Genomic DNA, 22,749 nt, shown 5'->3' with positions numbered 1-22,749 from the left:
TATGCCTTTGAAATGCACTGAAATTCAGGTCGACACCCTGATCTGGCGGTACATGGATCTGGCCAGTTTTCTGTACCTGCTGCAGAAATCCCAGCTGGCCTTCCGTCGGGTGGACACCTTTGAAGACCACTTTGAAGGCCACCTGCCCAGAGCGCTGGAATTGCGGGTCAAGGACCAGGAATCACACCACAAACAACAGGAAACCCAATTGACCCTGCAACAGATGCGCCTGAACACCCACGTGGTCTGCTGGAACATCTCCGATCAGGAATGCTACGCCATGTGGAAAATTTACGGGCGTGAAGAGAACAGCGTGTGCATCAACACCACGGTGGGACGTTTGCAGAAAGCGCTGCAGAAAGCAGAAGCAGACCTGGAACTGGTGAAAATCCATTACATCGACATGACCTCCAGAAACATCGCCTCTGAGGTGCAGGTGCAGAACGTGAACTTCAAGGATGTCAGTTTCCAGTACGAAAACGAGGTGCGCTTGCTGACCAGCAGAAAAGATGCTCAGACCCCAGACAGTTCAGAGGACCAGGAACCTCCGGTGTTTGAGGCTTTCGATGTGAACCTTGATGCCCTGATCCAGAACATCTATGTGAACCCCAATGCAGGAGACCACCTCCCTGAAATCATTGCTGATCTGTGTCAGCACTACCACGGGGACATCCAGCTTCAGGACCGCATCCAGCCTTCTCGCTTTCTGTGGCAGCCAGAGTTCTGAGTGTGCGAGATTACACCAGTTCTGGCAGCAGCACGGTTTCTTTCAGGGGCAGGTGGATGGTGAAAGTGGAGCCTTTTCCCAGCCGGGAATCCACCCAGATTTCGCCTCCATGGGCTTTGATCAGCTCCTTGACGGTGTGCAGGCCCAGACCGGTGCCCTTGACCTCCTGAATGGCCGGATTGCTGCTGCGAAAGAAGCGCCCGAACAGGCGTTGCTGGTCTTCCGGGGACAGGCCCACACCATGGTCTTGCACGCTCAGCAGCACCTCCTCGTTGTGCACCACCAGTTTCACATTCACCTCGCTGGAAGGGCTGGAGTATTTCACGGCATTGGAAAGCAAATTCAGCAGGGCACGTGTGATGGCCCGGTCATCGACTTCCACGAACACCGTGCGGGGCAAATCCAGTTGCAGCACCATGTGTTTCTCGGTGAACAGGGGGGCTGCCACCGCAGCTGCGCGCCTGATCAGGGACGCCAGCTCCACTTCACGAATGTCCAGGATGGCAGCTTTGGACCGGGAGACCATCAGGAAGTCATCGATGAGGTCGGCAATGCGTCTGGCCTCTGAGAGCATGATGCCCAGAATTTCCTTCTGTTCTTCGCTGGCATCTGCTTCCATGAACTGGGCAAAACCCATGATGCTGGTGAGGGGACTGCGGAAGTCATGCACAATGGCTGCAGCGTGCTGGTCGTGCTGTTCCAGCAGGTGGGTGAAGTGGTTGGTGGGGGTCACATTGCCCACCAGGCCTCCTGAAACCACAGGCCGCAAAGTGAGCAGGCCATTCTCACTGAGGGCTTCATAGCTGGACTGACCTTGCAACACCCGCTCAATCCCTTCTGCAAGGTCAGGAAGGTCAAAATGCTGCCTGAGGGCCTGCAGGCTGGGCTGTTCTCCCAGCAAACGCAAAGCAGAGGGGTTTTGCAGGGTGATCTTGCCGTCTGCACCGGACAGAAACATCGGGCTGTCCACATTGTCCAGCAAAACCTGCAACCTGACCCGTTCCTGCGACAGTTTTTCCTCAATTTCCTGCAGCAGTTCCAGGCGTTTGAGGGGGCTGCCTGAGAAAGGTTTTTCACTCTGAAATTGCAAGCTCAGGCGTTTGAGCTGGGCATTGATGCCTTTTTGCACATCGGTGAAAGCAAAGACCAGACGCAGCAGCAAACCTCCCACCACCGCCAGCACCAGCGAGGTCAACGGGAACATCAGCCCTTCCTGGTGCAGCATCCCCTGGGCAAAAACCAGCACCGCCAGCAGCACCATCACCAGGAGGCCCCGCACCTGGGAACCCACCAGCAGCAACAAAATCAGGGCAGACACCACACCCAGAATCAGCGGGTGTGGTGCAGTGAAACCGCCCTGAATCAGGGTGTGCACTGCAGTGGCCTGGGCTTCCACGCCAGCAATGGGCAGCGGATTTCCCAGAAAACCCCGGGTGTACGGGCTCAGGAACTGGTCCCGCTCCACTCCTCCTGCAGTCACCCCAATCAGCACAATGCGGTTCTGTACATCTGCATAACGAAACTGACCCTGAACCACATCAGAAAAAGAGATCTGCAGGAAAGCCTGACCCGGAGGGGCATTGTACGAAAGGTACTGGGGGGTTTCGGAAAGCTCCACCCCATAACCTGCTTTGCGGGCCAGCTGGGCTGCAAAACTGGGCTGGCTGCTCTGGTCCGAGGCAAAAGTGTACTGGGTCTGGAAGGTGCGGGCAATGTTGCCCGAAGAGGTGTTCAGCAGGATGGCCCCATACTGGGCATTTTTCAGGTCGGGATGGCGGGGCACCCGTTCACCAAAAATCTCTGCATCGGCCAGCACCACGCCCTGCTGTTGCATGGCCTGCACAAATTCCTGGTCCTGACCTGAACGCTCCGGGAAAAGCACATCCAGCCCAATGGCAGAAGCCCCCGCCTGCTGCAGGTGATTCAGGGCCTGCACGTACATGTGGCGGTCCCAGTTGCTGATCCGCCCGTAAGCTGCCAGGGTTTTTTCATCGATGGCGACCACCACCACCGGCGTGCTGGCATACCGGGAGAGCAGGCGGGTCCACACATCCCAGAAGCTGTCATCGCTGGCCCGGAACAGCTGAAAGGCCTGCATCACCAGCAGCAGCAAGGCCAGAGGCAAAGTGCGCCAGAAATAAGGAAACCGCTGGAGCAAAGTCAGCAGGGGAAACTGTCCAGCAGGTCTCATATCCATTTATTTTGTCACAGACAGGCTTGCAAAAGTATGACCGCAGGTCATGCACAGCCTGCACAGGGTGTTGTACCATCGAGAAGATGTGTGCTGGCAGAACAGGCCACCTGACCCAACTGCTGCAGACCCCCTTGGAGGGCTGAAAAAAAGACCAGAAAGGGTCTGTTTCATGCAGTTTCTTCCCTCCAGAAAGCCTTTTTCATGTCTGAATCCCTGCCCATGAGACGCCTGAGCGTCGCCCCCATGATGGACTGGACCGACCGGCACGACCGGTTTTTCCTGCGCCTGATCAGCCAGCACACCCTGATGTACACCGAGATGGTCACCACCGGAGCCATCCTGTTCGGAGACCAGGACCGACACCTGTCTTTTCATTCCCAGGAGCACCCCATTGCGGTGCAACTGGGAGGGTCCAACCCTGAAGACCTCGCAAAAAGTGCAAAAATCTGCGAGCAGTACGGCTACGACGAGATCAACCTGAATGTGGGCTGCCCCAGCGACCGGGTGCAGAACGGTTTTTTCGGAGCCTGCCTGATGGCCAGACCCGAACTGGTCCGCGACTGTGTGCAGGCCATGCAGGAAGCTGTGTCCATTCCTGTGACCGTGAAACACCGCATTGGCATTGACGATCTGGACAGCTACGAACTGCTGACTGCCTTTATTGAAACGGTGCATGCAGGCGGCTGCAGCTCTTTTACGGTGCATGCCAGAAAAGCCTGGCTGTCTGGCCTGAGCCCCAAAGAGAACCGGGAAATTCCCCCCCTGCGTTACGACGTGGTGCACCAGCTCAAAAAGGATTTCCCAGAACTGGAAATCATCATCAACGGAGGCATTCTGGATTTGCAGGGCGCCCAGACCCAGTTGCAGCATGTGGATGGGGTGATGATCGGACGGGCTGCATACCAGAACCCCTACATGCTGGCCCTTGCAGACCAGCAGATCTTTGGAGACAGCAAACCGGCCCGAACCCGCCGGGAAATCCTGCTTGCCTTGCAGGAATATGCAGCAGCAGAAATGGAAAAAGGCGTGTACATCAGCAAAATCACCCGCCACATCCTGGGCCTGTTTCAGGGACAGCCCGGAGCCAGGGCCTTCAAACGTCACATCAGCGAACACTCCTTCAAGCCCGGAGCGGGTCTGGAAGTGCTGCAAAATGCCATCAAGCTGGTCCCAGATGTGGTGCTGGATGCGCGTCCTGTGCTGGGAAGTGTTGAAGTGCCTGCTCAGGGTTGAGGAAAGGCCGAGGGCAGAAGGCCCAAATCCTTTATGGCTATGGCTCTCGGCCTTTCTGCAAGCGCAGCTTCCCCCTTTCCGGTTAGAATCGCAGAACCATGACTTCCCGCGTGCAACTTCCCCTGGTGCTGACCCTCGGTGTGCTGGCCGTGTCCTGCGCTGCCGTCCTGATCCGCTTTGCTTCCAATGCCCACCCTGAACACACGCCTCTGTTCAGCCTGGTGGTGGCTGCAGGAAGGCTGACCCTGGCTTCTCTGGTGCTTTTGCCCTTTACGCTTCGTGGTCTGGGAAGGCAGAAATTGTCCCGAAGGGCCTGGGGGTTTACCCTGGCTTCCGGGGTGATGCTGGCCTTGCACTTCATGACCTGGATCACCTCGCTCAGTTACACCAGCATTGCATCCAGCACGGCCCTGGCCACCACCACGCCCGTTTGGGTGGCCCTGATTGCCTGGATTTTCCTGAAAACCCCGCCCAGCATGCAAACCCTGGCTGGCATCGGGGTGGCTTTGGCTGGAGGCGCACTGGTGGCTTTTGGACAGGACACCACCCTCACAGCCCCCAATCCCTTGCTGGGCAACATGCTGGCCCTGGTGGGGGCCATGTGTGCCGGAGCGTATTTCATGCTGGGAAGGCAGGCCCAGCATGAGGGGGTGCCCACCCAGCTTTATGCAGGACTGGCTTACGGTGCCGGAGCGCTGACCTTGCTGCCCCTTCCGGTGTTGACCGGAGTGGGATACCAGGCTCCACTGGAAGCCTATTTCTGGATTGCGATGCTGGCCCTGATTCCGCAACTCATCGGGCACACCAGTTTCAACTGGGCCATGAAGCGCATCGACCCCACCCTGGTGACCCTGCTGATTTTGCTGGAACCCATCGGGTCCAGCTTGCTGGCCATGCTGTTTTTCAAAGAATTTCCAGGTTCACAGGTGATTCTGGGGGGTGTGGTGCTCTTGCTGGGGGTGGCGGTGGCCAGTTATCCCACCCGTTCCAGAGCCCAGACCGCCTGAAGGTTCAGAATTTCAAAGGCAGCAATCTGGAGAACACCGAAACCAGCTCTGAGATGGATCCCAGCACCCAGTCTGGCTGGATGTCCCGGTGCTCCCACAGCCGCCCGTGGTGCAGCCATGCGGTTTTCATGCCCATCTGGGCAGCTCCGGCAATGTCTTCCAGCGGGTCTTCACCCACAAAAGTGCAGGCCCTGGCAGGCAAATTCAGGCGGTCCAGTGCCCGCTGGTAAATCTGCGGATGGGGTTTCTGGACCTGCTCACTTTCAGAAATCAGGATCACATCCATGTACTCGGCCAGGCGGGAAAAAGCGATTTTGGCCCGCTGGCTGAACACCGTGCCGTTGGTGATCAGGGCCAGTTTCAGGCCCATGGCCCGCAGTTCCAGCAGGGTGGTGTAGGTGCCGGGGTACAGCACCGGAGTCTGCCACGCATAACGTGCAAAATCTTCTTTCAGCACCTCGATGGACACACCAGGCAGAAATTTTTGCTGCAGGGTTTCAAAGAGCAGTTGTTGCTGGCCCTCCTGATTCAATTGGTAATAACAGTCTGTATAAGCACTTCTGGAGGTTTCTGGGACCCCCAGGCGCAGCAGATGGCCTGCCAGAAATTGCTCCACGGTGTTGCTGTGGTCCAGCAGGGTTCCATCCAGGTTAAAAAGGGCAGCTCGGGTCATTGACAACATTGTGACAGAATCTGTACCTTTTTCTGCCACGTGGTTTAAGCAAGCCTGACCATCAAAAAACTCCCCCGAAGGGGAGGGGCCAGAAGGACGGTTTTTAAACACCTCCTTCAAGAATTTGTCCTTCTGGAGATGTGTTTATTATTGCTCCAGACCTTTGAATGCACATGCGTCTTTTGGAGGAGCCTGTCTTAGGCCAACAGGCGTAGCCTCTGGCTCAGACTTTGCCTGAAACTGCAAGGGCCACGGAATCCAGACCCACCAGGCAAAACCCATCCAGAAACAGAAAGCAAAACCATGCTTCCAGTGTGCAAAATCCAGGATTTTTGCAACAGCAGCAATCCAAAGCAAAATCCCACGGTTTCCTTGACATCAAAGGTAGAATGCCAGCATGAGCCTTCTGGACGAAACCAACCAGCGGATCCTGACCCTGTTGCAGCAAAATGCCCGCCTGACCCATGCCCAGATGGCCCGGGAGGTGGGCCTCACTGCACCCAGTGTGGCCGAACGCATTCGCAAGCTGGAAGATGCAGGCATCATTGAAAACTACACCGCCACCATCAACCCCCAGAAACTGGGGTACACCCTCAAAGCCTTCATTCACCTGACCTGCCCGGCCACCCGCTACAAAGCCGTGCAGGAGTGGGCGCAGCACAAAAAAGAAATCCGCGAAATCTACCATGTGCTGGGTCAGGTCTCCCTGATGCTGGACATCCAGACCCGTTCCATTGAAGACCTGGAAACCCTGGTGCAGCAACTCAGCACTTTTGGAACCACCGAAACCACGCTGGTGTTTTCCACCTTGCTGCACCAGAACAGCTGGTGAAAGTGTTTTGATGCAAAAAAATCAACGCAAAAAAACACCGCAGCTTGCTCAAGGCTGCGGTTTCTTAAAGGAGGAAGGTCAAGTTTGTACGCCCTTTCAGTGTAGAAGCTCTGGCTGTTTTTGCCCTCATGGATCTGGCTTAAGCCGCATGGCGTACAAAGAAAAAACCAGCCCCTGAAGGCTGGCATTTTTGGCTGGGGTACATGGATTCGAACCATGACCGACGGTTCCAAAGACCGTTGTCCTGCCGTTAGACGATACCCCAGTACCGAAGAGTTCCTACAGGACGCGTAGAAGTATATCGTGAGTTCTGGAATCCGTCAAGCCCCCCTGCCCTGGAGCAAAAAGACGGGCAGGAGGCAAAACACTCAGGGAACAATCTTCGTGCCGCTCTGCCCGAAGACCGCCTCCACCAGCACATCAGCACGCATCCCAGAGCTGATGGTGGCACTTGGAGCGCCTTTGTCCAGGGCGTGCAGGGCTGCCTCCACTTTGGGGATCATGCCCCCGGCAATCCAGCCGTCCTGAATGCCTTTCTCGATGTCTGCACGGGTCAGTTGTGGGGCAAGGCTGGCCGGGTCGGGGTAATTGGTGTACACGCCGTCCACATCGGTGAGGTAGAGGATGGGGGCGTTTAAAGCTCCAGCAACGGCCCCGGCGGCCCAGTCTGCATTCACATTGAGGGCTTCGCCGTTTTCATCGATGCCCACACAGGCGATCACCGGGGTGATGCCTGCACCCAGCAGTTTGCGCAGCAGATCGGTGTTGACGGTGTTGATGCGTCCAGCCCGGCCCAGGTCCTCTGCGATGGTCTGACCGACCAGCAATTCCATGTCCCGGCCACTGAGGCCAATGGCATTTTCGAGGTCCTGGGAGAGCTCCTTGGACAGGCGGGTGAGGGCCTGCTCGGTGACATCCATGATTTCTGGGGTGGTGACGCGCAAACCCCGTTTGAATTCACTGGTGATGTTGCGGGCCTGCAGGTTCTGTTCGATCACAGGCCCACCCCCGTGCACAATCACCACGTCCAGATGGGAGCGCAGGGTGCTGATTTCCTGGGTGATGGCCCGTCTGAGTTCCAGCGATTTCATGGCGTTCCCGCCATATTTGATGACAATCATGGTTTGATGTCTCCTGTGGGATGGGGGTTCAGTTGTTTGTTGCAAGCTTGTTTTAACCTGGCTTAAGCAGTCACTTCCAGTGGTTTGGCGTACCATTCCATGATGGGACGGGCGTCTATGGCAAAAGTGTACCCCAGGTTTTTCCAGAACCGCACGGCCTGCGGGTTCTGACCATACACGCTGGCCAGAATGCGTTTGGCGCGGGTGCTGGTTTTCAGCTGGGCTTCCAGGGTGCGCACAGCATCCCGACCATAGCCCTTGCTCTGGTTCTTTTCGGTGAGCAGAAGCAAATTGATGGTGACATCGCCAGCCTGTGGGTAATCCATCTTGTAATCCAGATACCCCAGTTCCTGTTCGCCATTGCATAAAAAGACAAGGGTTCGTCTGGGGTCCAGCGCTGCCAGGTACACTTCCCGTTCCACCTCGGTGAGGTTGGGGATGTGGGTGCCGATCAGACCAAAATAATGCGGAGAAGCCAGATAAAGTTGATGGACACGCTCTGCGTCCTGGGGAGTGACTTCTCTAAATGTCAGCACATGGACCTCCTACCGCTCTTACAGTATATGACCATTTGTTCATGCCCGTTCCCGCTTGCTTAGTTGCCGGGTGGCGCTCTGGGGGTGAGGCTGCAGATGAATTTGCAGCCCTGCCTGCTGGATTTGCTGCGTCGGTTGCTGCACACAGAAAGCTGGACAGACCCACAATCCCCTCTCACCTGCCTGTGTCATGGTGGAACAGATGGATGTTCTGACCCCCGACACGGCAACCCAAAGCATGGCAACAAAAACTTCCAGTGGTCTGCATTTTTATGCAGACCGCCTGAAGCTGTCTCGGGGAATGCTGGCTCCAATGGCAGGATACACGGACGCACCTTTCCGAAAACTTGCAAGGTCCTGCGGGGCTGCCTGGGCCGTCAGTGAAATGATGAGCGCCCAGGGGGTCCTGGAGGGCGGAGAGCGCACCCTTGAACTGGGAAAACCCTATCCAGGAGAAGAAGGTCTGGTGCTGCAGCTCTTTGGTGCTGACCCTGAAGTGCTGTCAGATGCTTCCCGGATCATCGAACAGGATTATGCCCCTGCAGCCCTTGACCTGAACATGGGTTGCCCGGTCCCCAAGATGAAAGGCAGGGGAGGGGCCTGCCTTTTGCAAACCCCGGAAGTGGCTTTCTCGCTGGTGTCTGCCATGAAAAAAGCCACCACCCTGCCCATCAGTGCCAAGATGCGCATCGGCTGGGACAGCAACCACGCGCTGGAAATTGCACTGGGCTTGCAGGAAGCAGGAGCAGATTTGATCGCCGTGCATGGCCGCACCAGTGCCCAGCGTTACGAGGGCCATGCAGACTGGGACACGGTGGCAGAGGTGGCCCACACCCTGCAAATTCCTGTGATTGGTTCGGGCGACGTGAAGACCGCGCAGGAGTTTCAGGAACGCCTGCAACTCGGTGTGGCCGGGGTGATGGTGGGCCGGGGTGCTGTGGGAAACCCCTGGATTTTCTCGCTGGTGCAGGGAAAAGCAGAGCCCACCTTGCAGGAAAGATGCCAGTTCGCCATTCAGCATGCCGAACTCAATGCCCTCTGGTATGGAGAGCACACAGGCATCCGGCAGCTCAGAAAAGTGCTCTGGCAGTATTTTCCCCACCATCCAGAGTTGAAACCCGCCTTGCAACAGGTCGGCACTGTGGAGGATGTGAAGGGGGTGCTGGGTGGGCTGGGTGGCTTCGAGATTGCGAAGGGAAATTGAGGGCAGTCGAGGGCTGAGTGCCGAGAGCCGAGTGCAAAGAGCAAAGGGCTTCCTGGCTATTGTCGGAAAGTCATCATGAAAAGTTTGATGCTCAGAAAAAGCCTGCTGAAAAAAGATTTCTTTCCCAGAAACCCTCTCGAAACACCTGACAATCCAGTTTTTTTGCCCTCGGCCCTGGGCTCTCGGCAAAGGGCGAGGCCCCAACAAGGCCCCTCCAAGCACCTCTTTAAACTCACACCTGATAAATCTGAATGTAATTCCCGCAGGTGTCATCCAGAACAGCAATGACCGGACCACCCGTGTGGGTGGGTGGCAGTTTGAATGTGACCCCTTGCTGCACCAGACGCTGGTGTTCGGCTTCAATGTCTGAAACGGCAAATGCAGTGGCAGGAATGCCCTGATCAAAGAGGGCCTTCTGATAGGTGGCACCCGCAGGGTTGAAATTGGGTTCCAGCACCAGTTGAATGTCCTGGGGTCCTTCGGGGGAGACCACAGTCAGCCAGCGGGCCTCTCCCATGGGAAGGTCCATGTGTTTCACGAAGCCCAGGATATGGGTGTAGAACTGCAGGGCTTTTTCCTGATCGCTGACCAGCACACTGCTCAGTTGGATTTTCATGGGTGCTCCTTTTTATGCTTTCAACATAAATCATATGCCAGAATTGTCAGATGTTCAATCCGGGTTTGAGGTTTGAGGGACAGGTCCCACATAACTGGCCCTGGGGCGGATCAGCCGCGCATCCTGGGATTGCTCCAGGGCATGGGCAATCCAGCCTGTGGTGCGTCCCAGTGCAAACAATGCCAGCCCTGCCTGAACAGGATGGCCCAGATGGCGGGCCAGCAAGGCAAGGGCCCAGTCGATGGTGGGGTGCCCATCGAACTCCTGGTGCATCAGGGGCAACAACTCCTGCATGACCGTTTGCAGGGCCGGGTCCAGGAGGTGCTGCTGCAGCTGTTCCAGCATGAATTTGCCTCTGGGATCTCCTGATGGATAAAGGGGTTGCTGAAATCCAGGAATGCTTTCTCCTCTTAAAAGGGTGTGCTGCACGGATTGCCTGGTACCGTCCCTCAGGCAATCCTGCAAAAAGCGGTCCACCCTGGGCACCATTCCTCCATGTTTGCGGCCCTGCAAAGAAGACAGACCTGTGATGATGGAGGCATACAGATCCGTCCCTGCAGACACCGCACAGCGCACGGTGAACGCAGAGATGTTCAGTTCGTGCTCTGCACACAGGACCAGGGCCTGATTGATCAGGAGAGCAGTGTCCTGTTTTCCAGTCCAGAACAGGCTGAGTTGTTCTGCCATGCTGCCTTCAGAAGCTTGCCCTGTGGTGGCCCAGCCAAGGACAGCCAGAATGTTGCGGCCTGTTTTCAGCAAACTGGCAGGTTTCAGGTCCAGAGCGCTCAGATCCTGACTCTGGGCATGCAGCAGCACCCCCTGGTACCTGCTCAGGATGGGCAGTTTTTTAAACTGTTCCAGCAGGCCATCTTCCATCAGGAGAGGCCGAATTGCGGGGAACGGAGTGAAATCACCTGTCCACAGCAACGCAGCCACTTCTTCAAAAGAGCGGGTGGCTGCCAGTCCGGTGGCCTCCATGCCCCGGTAAAACAATTTCCCTTGCTCGATCAGGGAAATGCTGGTGTCCAGCACGGGACTGCCCCAGTGCAAAGCGCTTTTGACCACCTCGGCAGGATTTTTGCGCTGTTCCTTGTGTTGCAGCAGGGCATCAAGGTCCTCTTTCAGGTAGCGCTTTTCGCGGGTTTTGCTGGACTGCTCCACAGAGCGGATCATCCCTCTGGAAACATAACTGTAGAGGGTGGCCCTGGAAATTCCAAGCAGCTGGGCGGCTTCTTCTGCACTGAGGGTGCTGGACATGCCCAGAGTATACGGCAAAACACATTGATTGATGAATCAAGATTGACAATATAAATCAACAGATCTAGTTTAAGGCATGACCACACCTGAAGCTTCTCCCGAATACTTCCCGGAAACTTTTCCGCAGGACAGCTTCCCGCAATACCGCTGGACAGCTCCACCCAGCAACCTGCCTGCCCAGGTCTGGACCACCGAAACCACCCACCGGGACGGACAGCAAGGCGGGTTGCCGCTCAACCCCCAGCAAGGCCTGAAGATTTATGACCTGATGTGCCAGTTCACCGGGCAGAGTGGGGCCATCCGTCAGGCCGAATTCTTTGTGTACAGAGATGCAGATTTGCAGATGCTGCAGGGTGCACTGGAAAGGCACCAGGGTGGCGCACCCATCGAACCCACCACCTGGATCCGGGCCAGCAGAAAAGACGTGGGCCTGGTCCAGTCCCTGGGCATCCAGGAAACCGGGATGCTGGCCTCCATCTCGGATTACCACACCTTTCACAAGTTCACGCCCGGAGGCCGATCCCAGGCTGCCCGGACCTACCTGGAAGCCGTGGAAATGGTCCTAGACGCAGGCATCCGCCCCAGACTCCATCTGGAAGATGCCACCCGTGCAGACCTCTCCTTCATGCTGGAATTCATTGGCCAGGTGCAGGAATTGGCCAGCCGTTACCAGATTCAGCCAAAATTCCGGGTGTGTGACACCATGGGATTGGGTTTGCCTCTGGAAAATGTGCAGGCCCCCAGATCCGTGCCAGCCCTCATCAAAGCCATGCGTGGCCTGGGACTTGAGGCAGAACAGCTGGAATTTCATCCCCACAACGACACCCATCTGGCGGTGGCAAATTCCCTTGCAGCATTGATGGCCGGATGTGCAGCCATCAACGGAACCTTGCTGGGCAAGGGAGAACGCACCGGAAATGCCCCGCTGGAAGGCATCCTGTTGCACCTCATCGGGATGGGGTGCTTTCAGGAAAAACCCGATTTCACAGCCCTCAATGCCCTGGTGGATTTTTATGCCGCCATGGGCCAGGAGTTGCCCGCCAAATACCCCCTGTATGGCAAAGATGCCCACCGCACCCGTGCAGGCATCCACGCAGATGGCCTCAACAAATTCTGGTGGATGTACGCTCCGTTTGATGTTCCCAAACTCCTGGGTCGCCCTCTGGAAGTCTCCATCACCAAAGAGTCAGGCCTTGCAGGACTGATTTTTGTGGTCAAACAGCACCTCGGGATGGAACTTTCCAAAACCGATCCTGCCCTCTTGAAACTGGCCGCATGGGTGGATCAGGAATTTGCTGCAGGCCGCCAGACTGCCATTGAATGGGAAGAAATCGAGGGAAGGCTGGACCACAAAGTGGGGGTTTGAGGAGGTTCAGGAACCTGCCATCATGGGGGCATGGATGCAGAACTTGACCAGAAACTTCGGGCAGCAGATGCAAAATCCAACTTACAGGATTGGGAATATCCTCTGGGTTTTGACCTGGAAGCGTACAAATGTTTGCTGGACAAAATCAAAAAATGTGCTGCTGAAATTGAAACCTCTCTGGGTCTGACTGTAGATGTTCACCATGGACAGGATTCTACTTTTGCTGCTGAGATCCTTCTGGCAATGGGTGCCTGGAAATATGGAATGCGGTTTTCCTGTTTTGATCATTTGTTTACCACGTGGGGCTGGCAGCCTCAGGAAAGCCACACCCTGTTTGATCCTCAGCCTTCTGAAACCCTGAAATTCGCCATTCAAATTGCGCAGGATCATGGATTCTTTTATGTGGAAGAGACAAGTCTTCAAAATGCCATATATGACGGAGTTTTACCCATTCCAGAAGGTTACCGTTTTACATGGTGGGACCGATTTTTTGATTATTTGTAAACGTGCATGACCCGTAAACCTGAATCCAGACAGCTGTTAAACTGCCTGTTATGGCATTTGAAGTGCATGGTCAGAAAGTCCGTTTCCTGCCTCCAGTGGGTGCTGTGGCCCTCACCGGAGATTTCAACGATTGGCACCGCAGTGCGCCTGTGCCCCTGGATGCCCCGTACATTGAGCTGGAATTGCCCAGAAACAGCTGGGTGGAGTACGCCTGGATCGGGGAGGACGGCAAGCCTTTTGCCGACCCCGACAACCCCCAGAAAAGCCTGAACCCCTGGTGGAATTACCCCAGGGCCATTCAACTGGGCACCTACGAGCTTCACCGGGTCCTGAAACTGATGAACAGCAAGAAAGACGTGCCAAAAGGCGAGGTGCACCGGCACACCTGGGAAGGCACGGTGTTTTTGGGAACCCGCAGGGCTTACGTGTACACCCCTCCTGGCTACGATGCCAGCCAGAAATACCCGGTGTTTTACGTGCAGGATGGGGTGGCATTTTTCAGAACCGGAAGGCTGGGAGAAATTGCGGACCTCCTGATTGCAGAGCAGAAAATTCAGCCTGCAGTGTTCGTGTTTCTGGAACCCAATGACCGCACCATTGAGTATTACCTGAACGATGATTACTACACTTTCCTCAGCACTGAAGTTTTCCCCCTGATTGAATCCACGTATTCTGTCAGGACCGATGCAGAGGGACGCGGCATGTGGGGGGCCTCTCTGGGGGGCCTGATCAGCCTGTACACCACCAGCAAGCACCCGGAGGTGTTCCAGCATGTGGTCACCCACTCGGGAGCCTTCCTGGCCGAACCTGGACGTGAGGACTTCGATGCCTACGAGGCCCACCCCTGGTTGCTGGACCACCTGAAAGAACATCCACCCCTGCATTTAAGGATCTCCATGGACACTGGAACCATCGAATGGCTCTGCAGTGTGAACCGCAAGATGGCCGCCCTGATGCAGGACCTCAAGGTTCCCCACCAGTACCGCGAGTACCACAGTGGGCACAACTGGGTGACCTGGAGGAATGCCATCCCGGAAGCCATGCTGTACATTCTGGGGGTGTAAGTGGCCCTGTCAGAAGTGCTGGAGGGCTTCAGGTCGGTCTTTGAAGGAGACCGGCCTGCTTTGCTGCTCACCGCCACGGTCATGACCCTGAAAGTCAGCCTGAGTGCACTGGGGGTGGGTCTGGTGTTCGGACTGTTGATTGCGGTGTCTGAACTCTGGCGTCTCCCGGTGCTGTCCCAGCTGGGCAGGCTGTACGTGACTTTTGTGCGGGGCATTCCATTGATTGTGCAACTGGGTGTGGTGTACTACGGGCTTCCCACCCTGGGCATTTTTCTGGATGCTTTTCCGGCAGCTGTGCTGGCTCTGGGGCTTTATTCTGCGGCTTATGTTTCGGAGATCATCCGGGGAGGGCTGCAGAGCATTCCCAGAGGCCAGATCGAGGCATCCAGAAGTCTGGGCCTCAGCAACCTGCAAACCCTGCAGTCCATCATTCTGCCCCAGGCGATGATGTTCATTTTGCCTGCGCTGGGCAACGAATTCATCTCCCTGATTCTGGGCAGCAGTCTGGCCAGTGCCGTCACCATCACGGAACTGTTCCGGCAGGGAAGCCTGATCATCGGGGCCACTTACCGCCAGTTCGAGACTTACGCGGTTCTGGCTGTGGTGTATTTTGTGCTCACCTTCCTGCTGACCCGCATCCTGAACTTTCTGGAACAGAAATACACCCGGGGTGTGCTGGCCGAAAACCAGGACCGCCGGGTGATTTGAATAGGTATTCCAGGGCTGGGGCAAACAGGATCAATCCGCAGTCACCTGGGCACCCAGAGCAGGTGCAGGTTCAACGGCCAGACGCTGAAAACGCATGATTCTGGGCACGGCAGCCAGGGCCACCAGAACCAGTGCAAAGTAGCGCAGGAATTCCCCGATGCCACTGTGTTCCATGTCGTCACTCAGCACCACTTTGGGGCCGATGTACACGATGGCCACCAGCAGCAGACCCACCAGAGCGGTTGCCAGCTTGTGACCTGCTGTTCGGGGGACATGGTATTTGCCACTGCAGATCAGTGAGCCTGCCAGCACCGCAATGCTGAGCGCCAGATCGGGCAGCAGGTAAGCCAGCACCAGACCGATCACCCCGGTCAGAACGCGGGCCAGCATGTTCAGCCCTGGAACCTGCACAAAGGCAGCGGTCATCACGAACAAGGCACCCAGAATCAGACCACCCATCACATCTGCGGGGAAATGCACCCCCAGCACAATGCGGGACAGCCCGATGAGCACCACCAGCACAGAGGCCAGCACCCAGAACCAGCTTTTTCTGACCTGGGCGGCGGCAATCCACCACAAAGTGGCGCTCATCTGGGCATGCCCACTGGGGAAGCCCGGTCCGGTGCCGGTTTTCATGGCAGCTTCACTGGCAATGCCTGCTTTGAGGTCGTAAGGCCGCTGGGTGCCCAGGCTGTCCTTGATCACGGTGTTGACCAGCAGGCTGAGTCCGAACCACACCCCCAGTTGCCTTCCGCCAGCAGGGCTGACCAGCCAGTAATACAAAGCCAGCAGCGCGATAAAAGCCATGTCATTGCCCAGTTGGGTGATGTACAGCCAGAAAGGTCCCAGCCCTCCAAAGAGGTGCTGCAGTTGTTCAATCAGTTGCATGCCTCACATTTTACCGATTTCCAGACGCGGAACGCTTTTTCATTTAGACCCATTGCCTTACGGGTACAGCTCTGCAGGCAGCACTTCAGGTGAGGGCACCACCACGGCTGGATACTGGTCCCGGATGGCCCGGGCAATGCCGTAAGCAATGCGGTGCAGGTGATCATTGTTCCTGAGGTTTTCACTGTCCAGCAGGTGACTGGTGAAGCCCACCTCCACCAGAGCAGAGGGCACGTAAGCTTCCTTGATCACCACAAAAGGGGCCCGTTTGACGCCACGGGAAGTGTGGCCTGTGGTTTCGATCACCCTTGCCTGCAGGGCTTCTGCGAAAAGGCGACTCTGGGGGGTGTAATACCAGGTTTCGATGCCTGCTCCGTTGCCTGCGGTGTCGCTGTTCACATGAATGCTGACCAGGTACTGCTGGGGATAACGGCCCATGGCAGCACGGGCTTTCAGGTCCCGGTCTTTGTTGGGGCTGAGGTCCACATCGCCATCACGGGTCAGGGTCACCAGGGCTCCAGCCTGACTCAGGTAATCCCGCACCAGACGAGCAATGGTCAGGGTGACCTCTTTCTCGATGACCCCTCCGGTGGCTCCAGGGTCGCTGCCTCCATGACCGGGGTCCAGCACGATCTGGCTGTTGGGTGGAAAAACCGGAAGTTGCTGGGGCAGAAAAGGGTCAATCCTCAACATGCCTGGGGAGAAATCCAGCACCAGACGAAGCTGGGTGCTGTCTGCGCTGGGAGGAAGGGGCAGAAACTTCAGTCCGTGCTGATCTGAGACTGGAAAAGGGGTTTTGAAGCGCACAGTGACACCGAGAGGATCCGCCACATAAGACCAGGACTGCACATCCTCCAGGTTGATGGTGCCAGAGAGGGCATCGGCAATCAGGCCGTTCAGGCGGATTTGCACCCCATCGGGCAGGTAGGTGATCAGGTAAGGGGTTTCTGGAGGAAGGTCCAGAACCACCCGGGTGAAACCTTCGCGTTTGGCGTAGCGCGGAGCGGCCAGAAGACTCTGGGCAAGGGTGCTGGTGAGAACGAGAGGAGCCAGTAAAGCCGTGAAAAAACGCGCAAGGTGGTGCACCTCTTCGTAGTACCTTAAATGCATGCGCCACCGCAACTGGGATTTGTTTCATGAAGCTCCAATCGAAAAGTACAGGGTTCTCGCCACCCGGGAAATCCACCCCAGACCCCGCAGGATTCTGGTGGATCAGGTGGAAACCCCCAGTGGGATGCAATTTGAGTATGTCTACCGCCCGCGGGGAGGGGCAGCCGTGTTCATTTTGCCCATCACTGAAGATGGACAGGTTGCCCTGATTGAACAGTACCGCCACCCGTTGCGCCGGGTGATCACCGAAGTGCCCGCTGGGAGCGTGGAACCCGGCGAAGACATCCTGAAATGTGCCCAGCGGGAACTGCTGGAGGAAGTCGGAGGAGAGGCCACAGAATGGCACCCATTGCCTGCTTTCTACCCTCAACCCGCTTTCAGTGGTGCAGTTTTTTATCCTTTTGTCGCGCTGGGGGTGACACTTGGTGAACCTCAATTAGAAGAAAGTGAGCTTTTGACCCTCAAATTGACCCCTATAAGCGAGGTTTACCGGATGCTGGAAGCCGGAGAAATTCTGGACGGCAACTCTGTGATCGCGCTTTATCAGGCCCGGTCTTTGCTGAAAGAGAAGGGTTTGCTGTAGATCAAGCGGTCAGCCTTCCGCTTTCTGCCTTCAGCCATCAACCCTCGGCAATCCGTTATGCTGACTTGTCATGGCCCTGTTCACCACCCTCAAACACCCCACAGAGCACCAGGAACAAGTCAAAGGTTCAGATTTTCTGGTGTACGCTTCACGTGCAGATGCACCAGAAGAGGCCCTGGCTTTTGTGCAGGGCATTCGGACAAAGCATCCGGAAGCCACGCATGTCTGCTGGGCTTACAGAATTGAGCAGAATTACCGTTTCAATGACGATGGGGAACCTGGAGGCACCGCAGGACAGCCTATCCTCAGGGCCATTGAAGGGCAAGGGCTGGATCACACGGTGGTTGCTGTGGTGCGCTATTACGGGGGCACCAAACTGGGGGCAGGAGGTCTGGTGCGGGCATATGGGGGCTCTGCTGCAGAAGCCCTGAGGACCGCTGCAAAGCACCAGGAACTGCCCAGAATAGACCTCACCATTCAGGTGCCTTTTGAACTCACCAGTGTGCTTTACCGACTGCTGGAGAACCACACCCTTTTTGACCGCTCTGAGGAATACACTGAGCAGGGTCTGACCTTTCAGCTCAGTCTTCTTGCCGATGAGCTGGAACAGCTCCAGCAGCAAGTTCAGGACGCCACCAGAGGGCAGGGAAAAGTCTTGCTTGACTCATGAAGCAAGCATGAGTCCAACCATGAAGAAAGCAGGGGGCTTTAGGATTTGTTAAAAACCCTCATCTTTGCTTGCTGATTGTTCCAGACATGACTTTTGAATTGTGAAAAATGCTAAGGAAGCCATGGGGTTTAATTTTTCTTTATGCCTGCATCATGGCTCCTGCTTAGCGTGATGGGCAGATGAACTTGCATTTCATCACGAAGAAAGCGGGGAAAAAGCATGCGTAAAAGGTTGATTTTAACTGCCGCCATTGTTCTCAGTGCACCCATTGCCTTTGCACAGACCACCGACACCACTGCCGTCACACCCACCCTCTCTGACGTTCCAGCTGGACACTGGGCAGAAGAAGCCGTGAAATATGCGGTGGAAAACGGTCTGGTGGAAGGTTTCCCGGATGGCACCTTCCGCGGAGGCGAAAACCTCACCCGTTACCAGATGGCCCTGATTCTGTACCGCCTGATCAACAGCCCCAGCATCAAACAGGTGGATGACGATGGCCTCACCCTGATCCAGAACGCCGTGAGTGAACTGAGCGGTGAATTTGAACAGATTCAGGCCGATCTGGAAGCCAATGCAGAAGCCGATGCCGACCGCGATGCTCGCATTGACGATCTGGAAGCCCAGATTGATGAACTGATTGCCCAATTGGATGCCACCCAGCAGCAGCTTGCCGCCACCCAGGAGCAACTGGCCACCATTCAGGCCACCCCTGGCCCACAAGGTCCAGCGGGACCAGCCGGGCCTGCAGGTCCTCAGGGACCACAGGGTGAAACTGGAGCTCAGGGTCCTGCTGGAGAAGCAGGAGCCACCGGTCCTCAGGGACCGCAGGGTGAAACTGGAGCTCAGGGTCCTGCTGGAGAAGCAGGAGCCACCGGTCCTCAGGGACCGCAGGGCGAGACTGGAGCTCAGGGTCCTGCTGGAGAAGCAGGAGCCACCGGTCCTCAGGGACCGCAGGGCGAGACTGGAGCTCAGGGTCCCGCTGGTCCTGCGGGCCTACAGGGACCTCAAGGTGAAACTGGACCTCAGGGACCTGCTGGTTCTGCAGGCCCACAGGGTGAACCCGGTGTCAGTGCTGTTGTCCCCACCACACCTGACACTGCCACAAACACCACCACAACCACCACACCCACCACACCCACTGTGGACATTGCACCCACCACGCCGGACACCGCCACTCCTGTGGCTGTACCAGACCCCACCACCAGCACAGACCAGAGCAGCGATTTCACAGCAACAGCTCCGGTTTATCAGCCCAGATTCTATGTGTCTCTGAACGGTGTTGCTGGCCTGACCGACAACAGTGCTTTCACAGACCGCCTGGAATTCGGAGCCAACATCGGGGTGAACCGGGTGCTGGGCAACGCTGGATTGCGTCTGGGGGCTTCTTACCGTCCCAGCAACAGCGCCCTGGACATCAACGCCAACCTGATCATGGATTTTGGCAATGGGGGCCGCTTCAGCCCTTACGTGGGTGTGGGAGCAGGCTGGAAGCAGGGTCCTTTGCAGAACGGTTCCGGTTCTGGATCTGATTTCTACATTGGAGGGCTGCTGGGTGCCAACTTCAACCTCACAGACCGCATTGCGCTGTTCGGTGAATTGGATCCCCAGTACAACCTGACCCTCAACACCACCGATGCCACCAACAACCTGGGCGTGAAATCCCGCATTGGTGTGAAGTTCAGCTTCTGAGCCCATCTTTCTGATGCAACACTGACTTCAACACTGGGCCCAACGCAAATCAAACACGATGCAGCAGGAAACCCTGCTGCATTTTTGGTTTTTCTGAGATTCTGGGAAAAGGTTTTGCATGGGACAATGCAAAACAGACTGGTACAATGTGCTGGTGTTAGAGGTGTTAGAGGTGTTAGATCTGTACCATGACTCTTTTTACAGGTTTGTGCAGGTGGAAGATCCACAGCAACTGGCTTCTGAGCTGCAAGACCTGTGTGTTCAATCGCAACTGCTGGGCAGCATTCTGGTGGCTTCTGAGGGCATCAATGGCATGCTGGCAGGGACCCAGGGGAATCTGGATGCCTTCTGGAACACCTTGCATGCCGACCCCCGTTTTGCAGGCCTGCAGGCCAAGCGTTCCCCCTCCAGCGAGATGCCTTTCAAGCGCCTGAAAATCAAAGTGAAGCCTGAACTGGTTCCTCTGGGCATTGAGGGAGTGGATGCCAGCAGCAAGACCGGTGTGCAGGTGCCCCCAGACCAGTGGCTGAACCTGATCCAGCAGCAAGATGTGGTTTTGCTGGACAACCGCAACGATTTCGAGGCCCGCATTGGGACCTTTGAAGGGGCCATCAATCCGGGGGTCAAAAAGTTCCGGGATTTTGCAAAGTATGTGCTGGACCACCAGAAAGAGTGGGAAGGCAAACGCATCGCCATGTTCTGCACCGGGGGCATCCGCTGTGAGAAAGCCAGCGCCTGGATGCTGGACCTGGGCATGGAGGTGTACCAGCTTGAGGGGGGCATCATGAATTACTTCCTGACTGGCCCTGAGCAGCACGACGGCTGGACCGGGGAATGCTTCGTTTTTGACCACCGGGTCACCCTTGATGGTGGCCTGGAAGAAAGCGACCTGTCTTTTCAGGATGTCAACACCCAGTTTGGCGATGGGGTCAAAAGCTGACCATCCAGAGAAAACCAGCTGCCAATTTTGCTGACAGCAGAAATCAGGGGTTATCATGTAAAGCATGTCCACCGCTGATTTTGATGTTTTATGGAACTTTTCGGATCCTGCAACCACAGAACAGAAATTTCTGGCCCTGGTCCCAGACTTGCAAACCCGGCCTGAGGCCTTGCTGGAACTGCAGACCCAGCTGGCCCGCACCCACAGCCTCAGAAAACAGTTTGAGCAGGCCCACCAGATTCTGGATGGATTGCAAGCCCATCTGGATCAGGTTTCACCTCGTGTGAAGGTGCGGTATTTGCTGGAGCGGGGCAGAACCTGGAATTCTGCGGGTGAAAGAGAACAGGCCAGCCTGTGTTTTCAGCAGGCTTTTGAGCTGGCAGATCAGGCTGGCTTGCAAGGGTTTGCTGCAGATGCCCTGCACATGCTGGCGATCAGCAAGCCCGATCAGGCCATTTCTCTCAACCATCAGGCCCTGGATTACATTGTTGCTTCAGTTGATCCTGCTGCGAAAAAATGGGAAGGCAGCCTGCTCAACAACCTGGGCTGGTCGTATTTTGCTGACAGGAGATTTGAAGAAGCCCTGGAAACCTTCCAGAAAGCCCTGCAGTTCAGAGAGGCACAGGGTCAGAAAGAACCCATTCGCATTGCCTGGTGGTGCATTGCGCGGGTTTTGCGTGAACTGGGCCATCGGGATGCAGCACTGGAAATCCAATTGCGCCTGAAAGCAGAGCTGGAGGCTGCAGGTTCTCAGGATCCCTACGTGGATGAAGAACTGGTCCTGCTGAAGTGATGCTTCAACCCTAACTCCTCTCCTGCTTGCAGGAGAGGAGCGCAGCGGGTGAGGTTCAAGCTTTCTCAGCAGGTGAGGCAGTTTAAAGGTCTTTTGCCAGCCACTTCACCGCATTTCTGGCGAGGTTGGCATTGGAGAGGTTCACCCAGTTGTTGTACTGCCCGTTGCTGCCGTTGGAGAGGGTGTTGTCCTCGAAGGTGCTGGAGTCTCCCCAGGCCACCACGCGCCCGGAGCCGTAACTGCTGGTGGCGAGGTAGGTTTTGCCGTTGGCTCCCATCAGGCTCTGACCAGAGGTGACATCCACACTGGTTCCGACATACACGCCTGCGCTGGTCACATTGTCTGTGCTGCTCGAGGTGCTGCCCTGAATGATGGGGTGGGTGCTGGTCAGGGGGGTGGCGGTGTACACGGGGTCGCTGTAACTGCTGTTGAAGCTGAATTTGATTTTGAACTGGTACTGGCTGTCCAGGCTCCACTTGTAGGTGCTGGTGACCCCCGTGGGGGTGCTTCCATCCCAGCCATTGAAGACTTCAGGGGAGTCCCAGCCGTTGTTGTTGCGGTCGCTGATGCGGTGGTCTGCGATCATGAAGAGGCCCATGCCGCCGTTCATGGCGCTCAATATGGTGTCTCTTTCAGACAGAGAAAAGGGGTTCTGGGGCTCAGGAATGACCAGCACGCTTGCTCCTACCAGTGTGCTGCTGGTCACGGAGGTGATGGTGCGCACCGTGTACCCCAGGCTGCGCAGGCTGTCTGCCCAGCTGCTGTAAGCGCCATCGATGCGCCAGTCGGCGTTTCCAGCGTCTTCTGCCTTGGAGAGGTCAAAAAGGATCACCTTGGAGGCCTGGGGCTCAACCTGGGCCTGTTCAGGAGAAACGGGGTTTCTGGTGCAAGCCGTGACCAGCAAAGCCAGTCCAATCAGGAAGTGCTTTTTCATGGGATTCCCTCGCTTTTGATGTTCGCAAAAGGCCCTGCAGGGTTCCTGTGCAAAAGAACACCTGCAGAACAGTCAGGGCATCCTGAGGACGCTCCAGACC

Annotated in this window: 23 protein-coding genes and 1 tRNA gene; 14 read left to right on the top strand and 10 right to left on the bottom strand. The window is 56.4% G+C overall.

Features of this window, described 5'->3' with window-relative positions; all coding sequences use genetic code 11:
- The first annotated feature begins 7 nt into the window (after positions 1-7).
- Positions 8-727: a DUF2971 domain-containing protein gene (locus IEY52_RS05335; RefSeq protein WP_189000959.1), complete on the top strand. Its 720-nt coding sequence runs from the start codon at positions 8-10 to the stop codon at positions 725-727.
- 10 nt (positions 728-737) lie between these two features.
- Here the strand turns inward: IEY52_RS05335 and IEY52_RS05330 are convergent, their stop codons facing one another.
- The gene (locus tag IEY52_RS05330; RefSeq protein ID WP_189000956.1) at positions 738-2,918 is read right to left on the bottom strand and encodes a CHASE2 domain-containing protein; all 2,181 of its coding nucleotides are present in this window, start codon (positions 2,916-2,918) and stop codon (positions 738-740) included.
- Between the two features lie 204 nt (positions 2,919-3,122).
- On the opposite strand from IEY52_RS05330, the gene dusA reads away from it, so the two are divergent.
- Positions 3,123-4,154 carry a tRNA dihydrouridine(20/20a) synthase DusA gene (gene dusA, locus IEY52_RS05325; protein ID WP_189000952.1) on the top strand — a complete coding sequence of 344 codons (1,032 nt, stop codon included), beginning with the start codon at positions 3,123-3,125 and terminating at the stop codon, positions 4,152-4,154.
- Positions 4,155-4,252: 98 nt separating this feature from the next.
- Entirely contained in the window at positions 4,253-5,161 is a 909-nt protein-coding gene (locus IEY52_RS05320) for a DMT family transporter (protein ID WP_189000949.1), read from the top strand.
- A gap of 4 nt (positions 5,162-5,165) precedes the next feature.
- Here the strand turns inward: IEY52_RS05320 and IEY52_RS05315 are convergent, their stop codons facing one another.
- Positions 5,166-5,834 carry an HAD family hydrolase gene (locus IEY52_RS05315; RefSeq protein WP_189000946.1) on the bottom strand — a complete coding sequence of 223 codons (669 nt, stop codon included), beginning with the start codon at positions 5,832-5,834 and terminating at the stop codon, positions 5,166-5,168.
- Positions 5,835-6,231: 397 nt separating this feature from the next.
- On the opposite strand from IEY52_RS05315, the gene IEY52_RS05310 reads away from it, so the two are divergent.
- Positions 6,232-6,666, top strand: a complete 435-nt coding sequence (locus IEY52_RS05310) for an Lrp/AsnC family transcriptional regulator (RefSeq protein WP_189000943.1) — start codon at positions 6,232-6,234, stop codon at positions 6,664-6,666.
- A gap of 191 nt (positions 6,667-6,857) precedes the next feature.
- Here the strand turns inward: IEY52_RS05310 and IEY52_RS05305 are convergent.
- The 3 genes from IEY52_RS05305 to IEY52_RS05295 all read right to left on the bottom strand — a co-directional run bounded on the left by IEY52_RS05305 (position 6,858) and on the right by IEY52_RS05295 (position 8,323).
- A tRNA-Gln gene (locus IEY52_RS05305) sits at positions 6,858-6,931 on the bottom strand.
- 103 nt (positions 6,932-7,034) lie between these two features.
- On the bottom strand, positions 7,035-7,784 hold the full coding sequence (gene argB / locus IEY52_RS05300; protein WP_189001129.1) for an acetylglutamate kinase: 750 nt from the start codon (positions 7,782-7,784) through the stop codon (positions 7,035-7,037).
- Between the two features lie 65 nt (positions 7,785-7,849).
- Positions 7,850-8,323, bottom strand: a complete 474-nt coding sequence (locus IEY52_RS05295) for a GNAT family N-acetyltransferase (protein WP_229684645.1) — start codon at positions 8,321-8,323, stop codon at positions 7,850-7,852.
- A 202-nt stretch (positions 8,324-8,525) separates the two neighbouring features.
- On the opposite strand from IEY52_RS05295, the gene IEY52_RS05290 reads away from it, so the two are divergent.
- Positions 8,526-9,527, top strand: a complete 1,002-nt coding sequence (locus IEY52_RS05290; protein WP_229684644.1) for a tRNA dihydrouridine synthase — start codon at positions 8,526-8,528, stop codon at positions 9,525-9,527.
- 232 nt (positions 9,528-9,759) lie between these two features.
- On the opposite strand, the gene IEY52_RS05285 is transcribed toward IEY52_RS05290, so the two are convergent.
- Together IEY52_RS05285 and IEY52_RS05280 are read right to left on the bottom strand one after the other, a co-directional pair.
- Complete coding sequence (locus IEY52_RS05285) at positions 9,760-10,143, bottom strand: VOC family protein (protein ID WP_189000941.1); 384 nt, start codon at positions 10,141-10,143, stop codon at positions 9,760-9,762.
- 54 nt (positions 10,144-10,197) lie between these two features.
- Positions 10,198-11,400: a citrate synthase family protein gene (locus IEY52_RS05280; protein ID WP_189000938.1), complete on the bottom strand. Its 1,203-nt coding sequence runs from the start codon at positions 11,398-11,400 to the stop codon at positions 10,198-10,200.
- 76 nt (positions 11,401-11,476) lie between these two features.
- Between IEY52_RS05280 and IEY52_RS05275 the strand changes: the two genes are divergently transcribed.
- The 4 genes from IEY52_RS05275 to IEY52_RS05260 are packed head-to-tail and all read left to right on the top strand — an operon-like array spanning position 11,477 to position 15,042.
- Positions 11,477-12,766, top strand: a complete 1,290-nt coding sequence (locus tag IEY52_RS05275; RefSeq protein WP_189000935.1) for a hydroxymethylglutaryl-CoA lyase-like TIM-barrel protein — start codon at positions 11,477-11,479, stop codon at positions 12,764-12,766.
- 30 nt (positions 12,767-12,796) lie between these two features.
- Complete coding sequence (locus tag IEY52_RS05270) at positions 12,797-13,270, top strand: hypothetical protein (protein ID WP_189000932.1); 474 nt, start codon at positions 12,797-12,799, stop codon at positions 13,268-13,270.
- Between the two features lie 50 nt (positions 13,271-13,320).
- Complete coding sequence (locus IEY52_RS05265) at positions 13,321-14,334, top strand: alpha/beta hydrolase (RefSeq protein WP_189000929.1); 1,014 nt, start codon at positions 13,321-13,323, stop codon at positions 14,332-14,334.
- Entirely contained in the window at positions 14,335-15,042 is a 708-nt protein-coding gene (locus IEY52_RS05260) for an amino acid ABC transporter permease (protein ID WP_229684643.1), read from the top strand.
- Between the two features lie 30 nt (positions 15,043-15,072).
- On the opposite strand, the gene IEY52_RS05255 is transcribed toward IEY52_RS05260, so the two are convergent.
- Together IEY52_RS05255 and IEY52_RS05250 are read right to left on the bottom strand one after the other, a co-directional pair.
- A complete protein-coding gene (locus IEY52_RS05255) occupies positions 15,073-15,930 on the bottom strand; it encodes a phosphatase PAP2 family protein (RefSeq protein ID WP_189000926.1) in 858 nt (285 codons plus the stop codon).
- Positions 15,931-15,987: 57 nt separating this feature from the next.
- Positions 15,988-17,040 (bottom strand): N-acetylmuramoyl-L-alanine amidase family protein, encoded by a 1,053-nt coding sequence (locus tag IEY52_RS05250; RefSeq protein WP_189000923.1) that lies wholly within the window; start codon positions 17,038-17,040, stop codon positions 15,988-15,990.
- Here IEY52_RS05250 and IEY52_RS05245 point away from each other — a divergent pair.
- The 5 genes from IEY52_RS05245 (at position 17,039) to IEY52_RS05225 (ending at position 21,715) form a co-directional block, all read left to right on the top strand.
- Positions 17,039-17,623, top strand: coding sequence for an NUDIX domain-containing protein (locus IEY52_RS05245; RefSeq protein ID WP_189000919.1), 585 nt, complete (start codon positions 17,039-17,041; stop codon positions 17,621-17,623). The genes IEY52_RS05250 and IEY52_RS05245 overlap by 2 nt on opposite strands.
- Before the next feature lie 70 nt (positions 17,624-17,693).
- Positions 17,694-18,293 (top strand): IMPACT family protein, encoded by a 600-nt coding sequence (locus tag IEY52_RS05240; RefSeq protein ID WP_189000916.1) that lies wholly within the window; start codon positions 17,694-17,696, stop codon positions 18,291-18,293.
- Positions 18,294-18,512: 219 nt separating this feature from the next.
- Complete coding sequence (locus tag IEY52_RS27020; RefSeq protein ID WP_189000913.1) at positions 18,513-19,982, top strand: S-layer homology domain-containing protein; 1,470 nt, start codon at positions 18,513-18,515, stop codon at positions 19,980-19,982.
- Between the two features lie 154 nt (positions 19,983-20,136).
- A complete protein-coding gene (trhO, locus tag IEY52_RS05230) occupies positions 20,137-20,922 on the top strand; it encodes an oxygen-dependent tRNA uridine(34) hydroxylase TrhO (RefSeq protein WP_189000910.1) in 786 nt (261 codons plus the stop codon).
- 64 nt (positions 20,923-20,986) lie between these two features.
- On the top strand, positions 20,987-21,715 hold the full coding sequence (locus IEY52_RS05225; protein WP_189000906.1) for a tetratricopeptide repeat protein: 729 nt from the start codon (positions 20,987-20,989) through the stop codon (positions 21,713-21,715).
- A gap of 82 nt (positions 21,716-21,797) precedes the next feature.
- Here IEY52_RS05225 and IEY52_RS05220 read toward each other — a convergent pair whose 3' ends face one another.
- Positions 21,798-22,649: a DUF4350 domain-containing protein gene (locus IEY52_RS05220; RefSeq protein WP_189000903.1), complete on the bottom strand. Its 852-nt coding sequence runs from the start codon at positions 22,647-22,649 to the stop codon at positions 21,798-21,800.
- Positions 22,650-22,749: the final 100 nt, after the last annotated feature.

It is taken from the genome of Deinococcus roseus, from assembly GCF_014646895.1.
GTDB classification, from domain to species: Bacteria; Deinococcota; Deinococci; order Deinococcales; family Deinococcaceae; genus Deinococcus_C; species Deinococcus_C roseus.
Note: the sequence above shows the minus strand (reverse complement) of the source record. Positions and strands in the feature narration are given on the sequence as shown.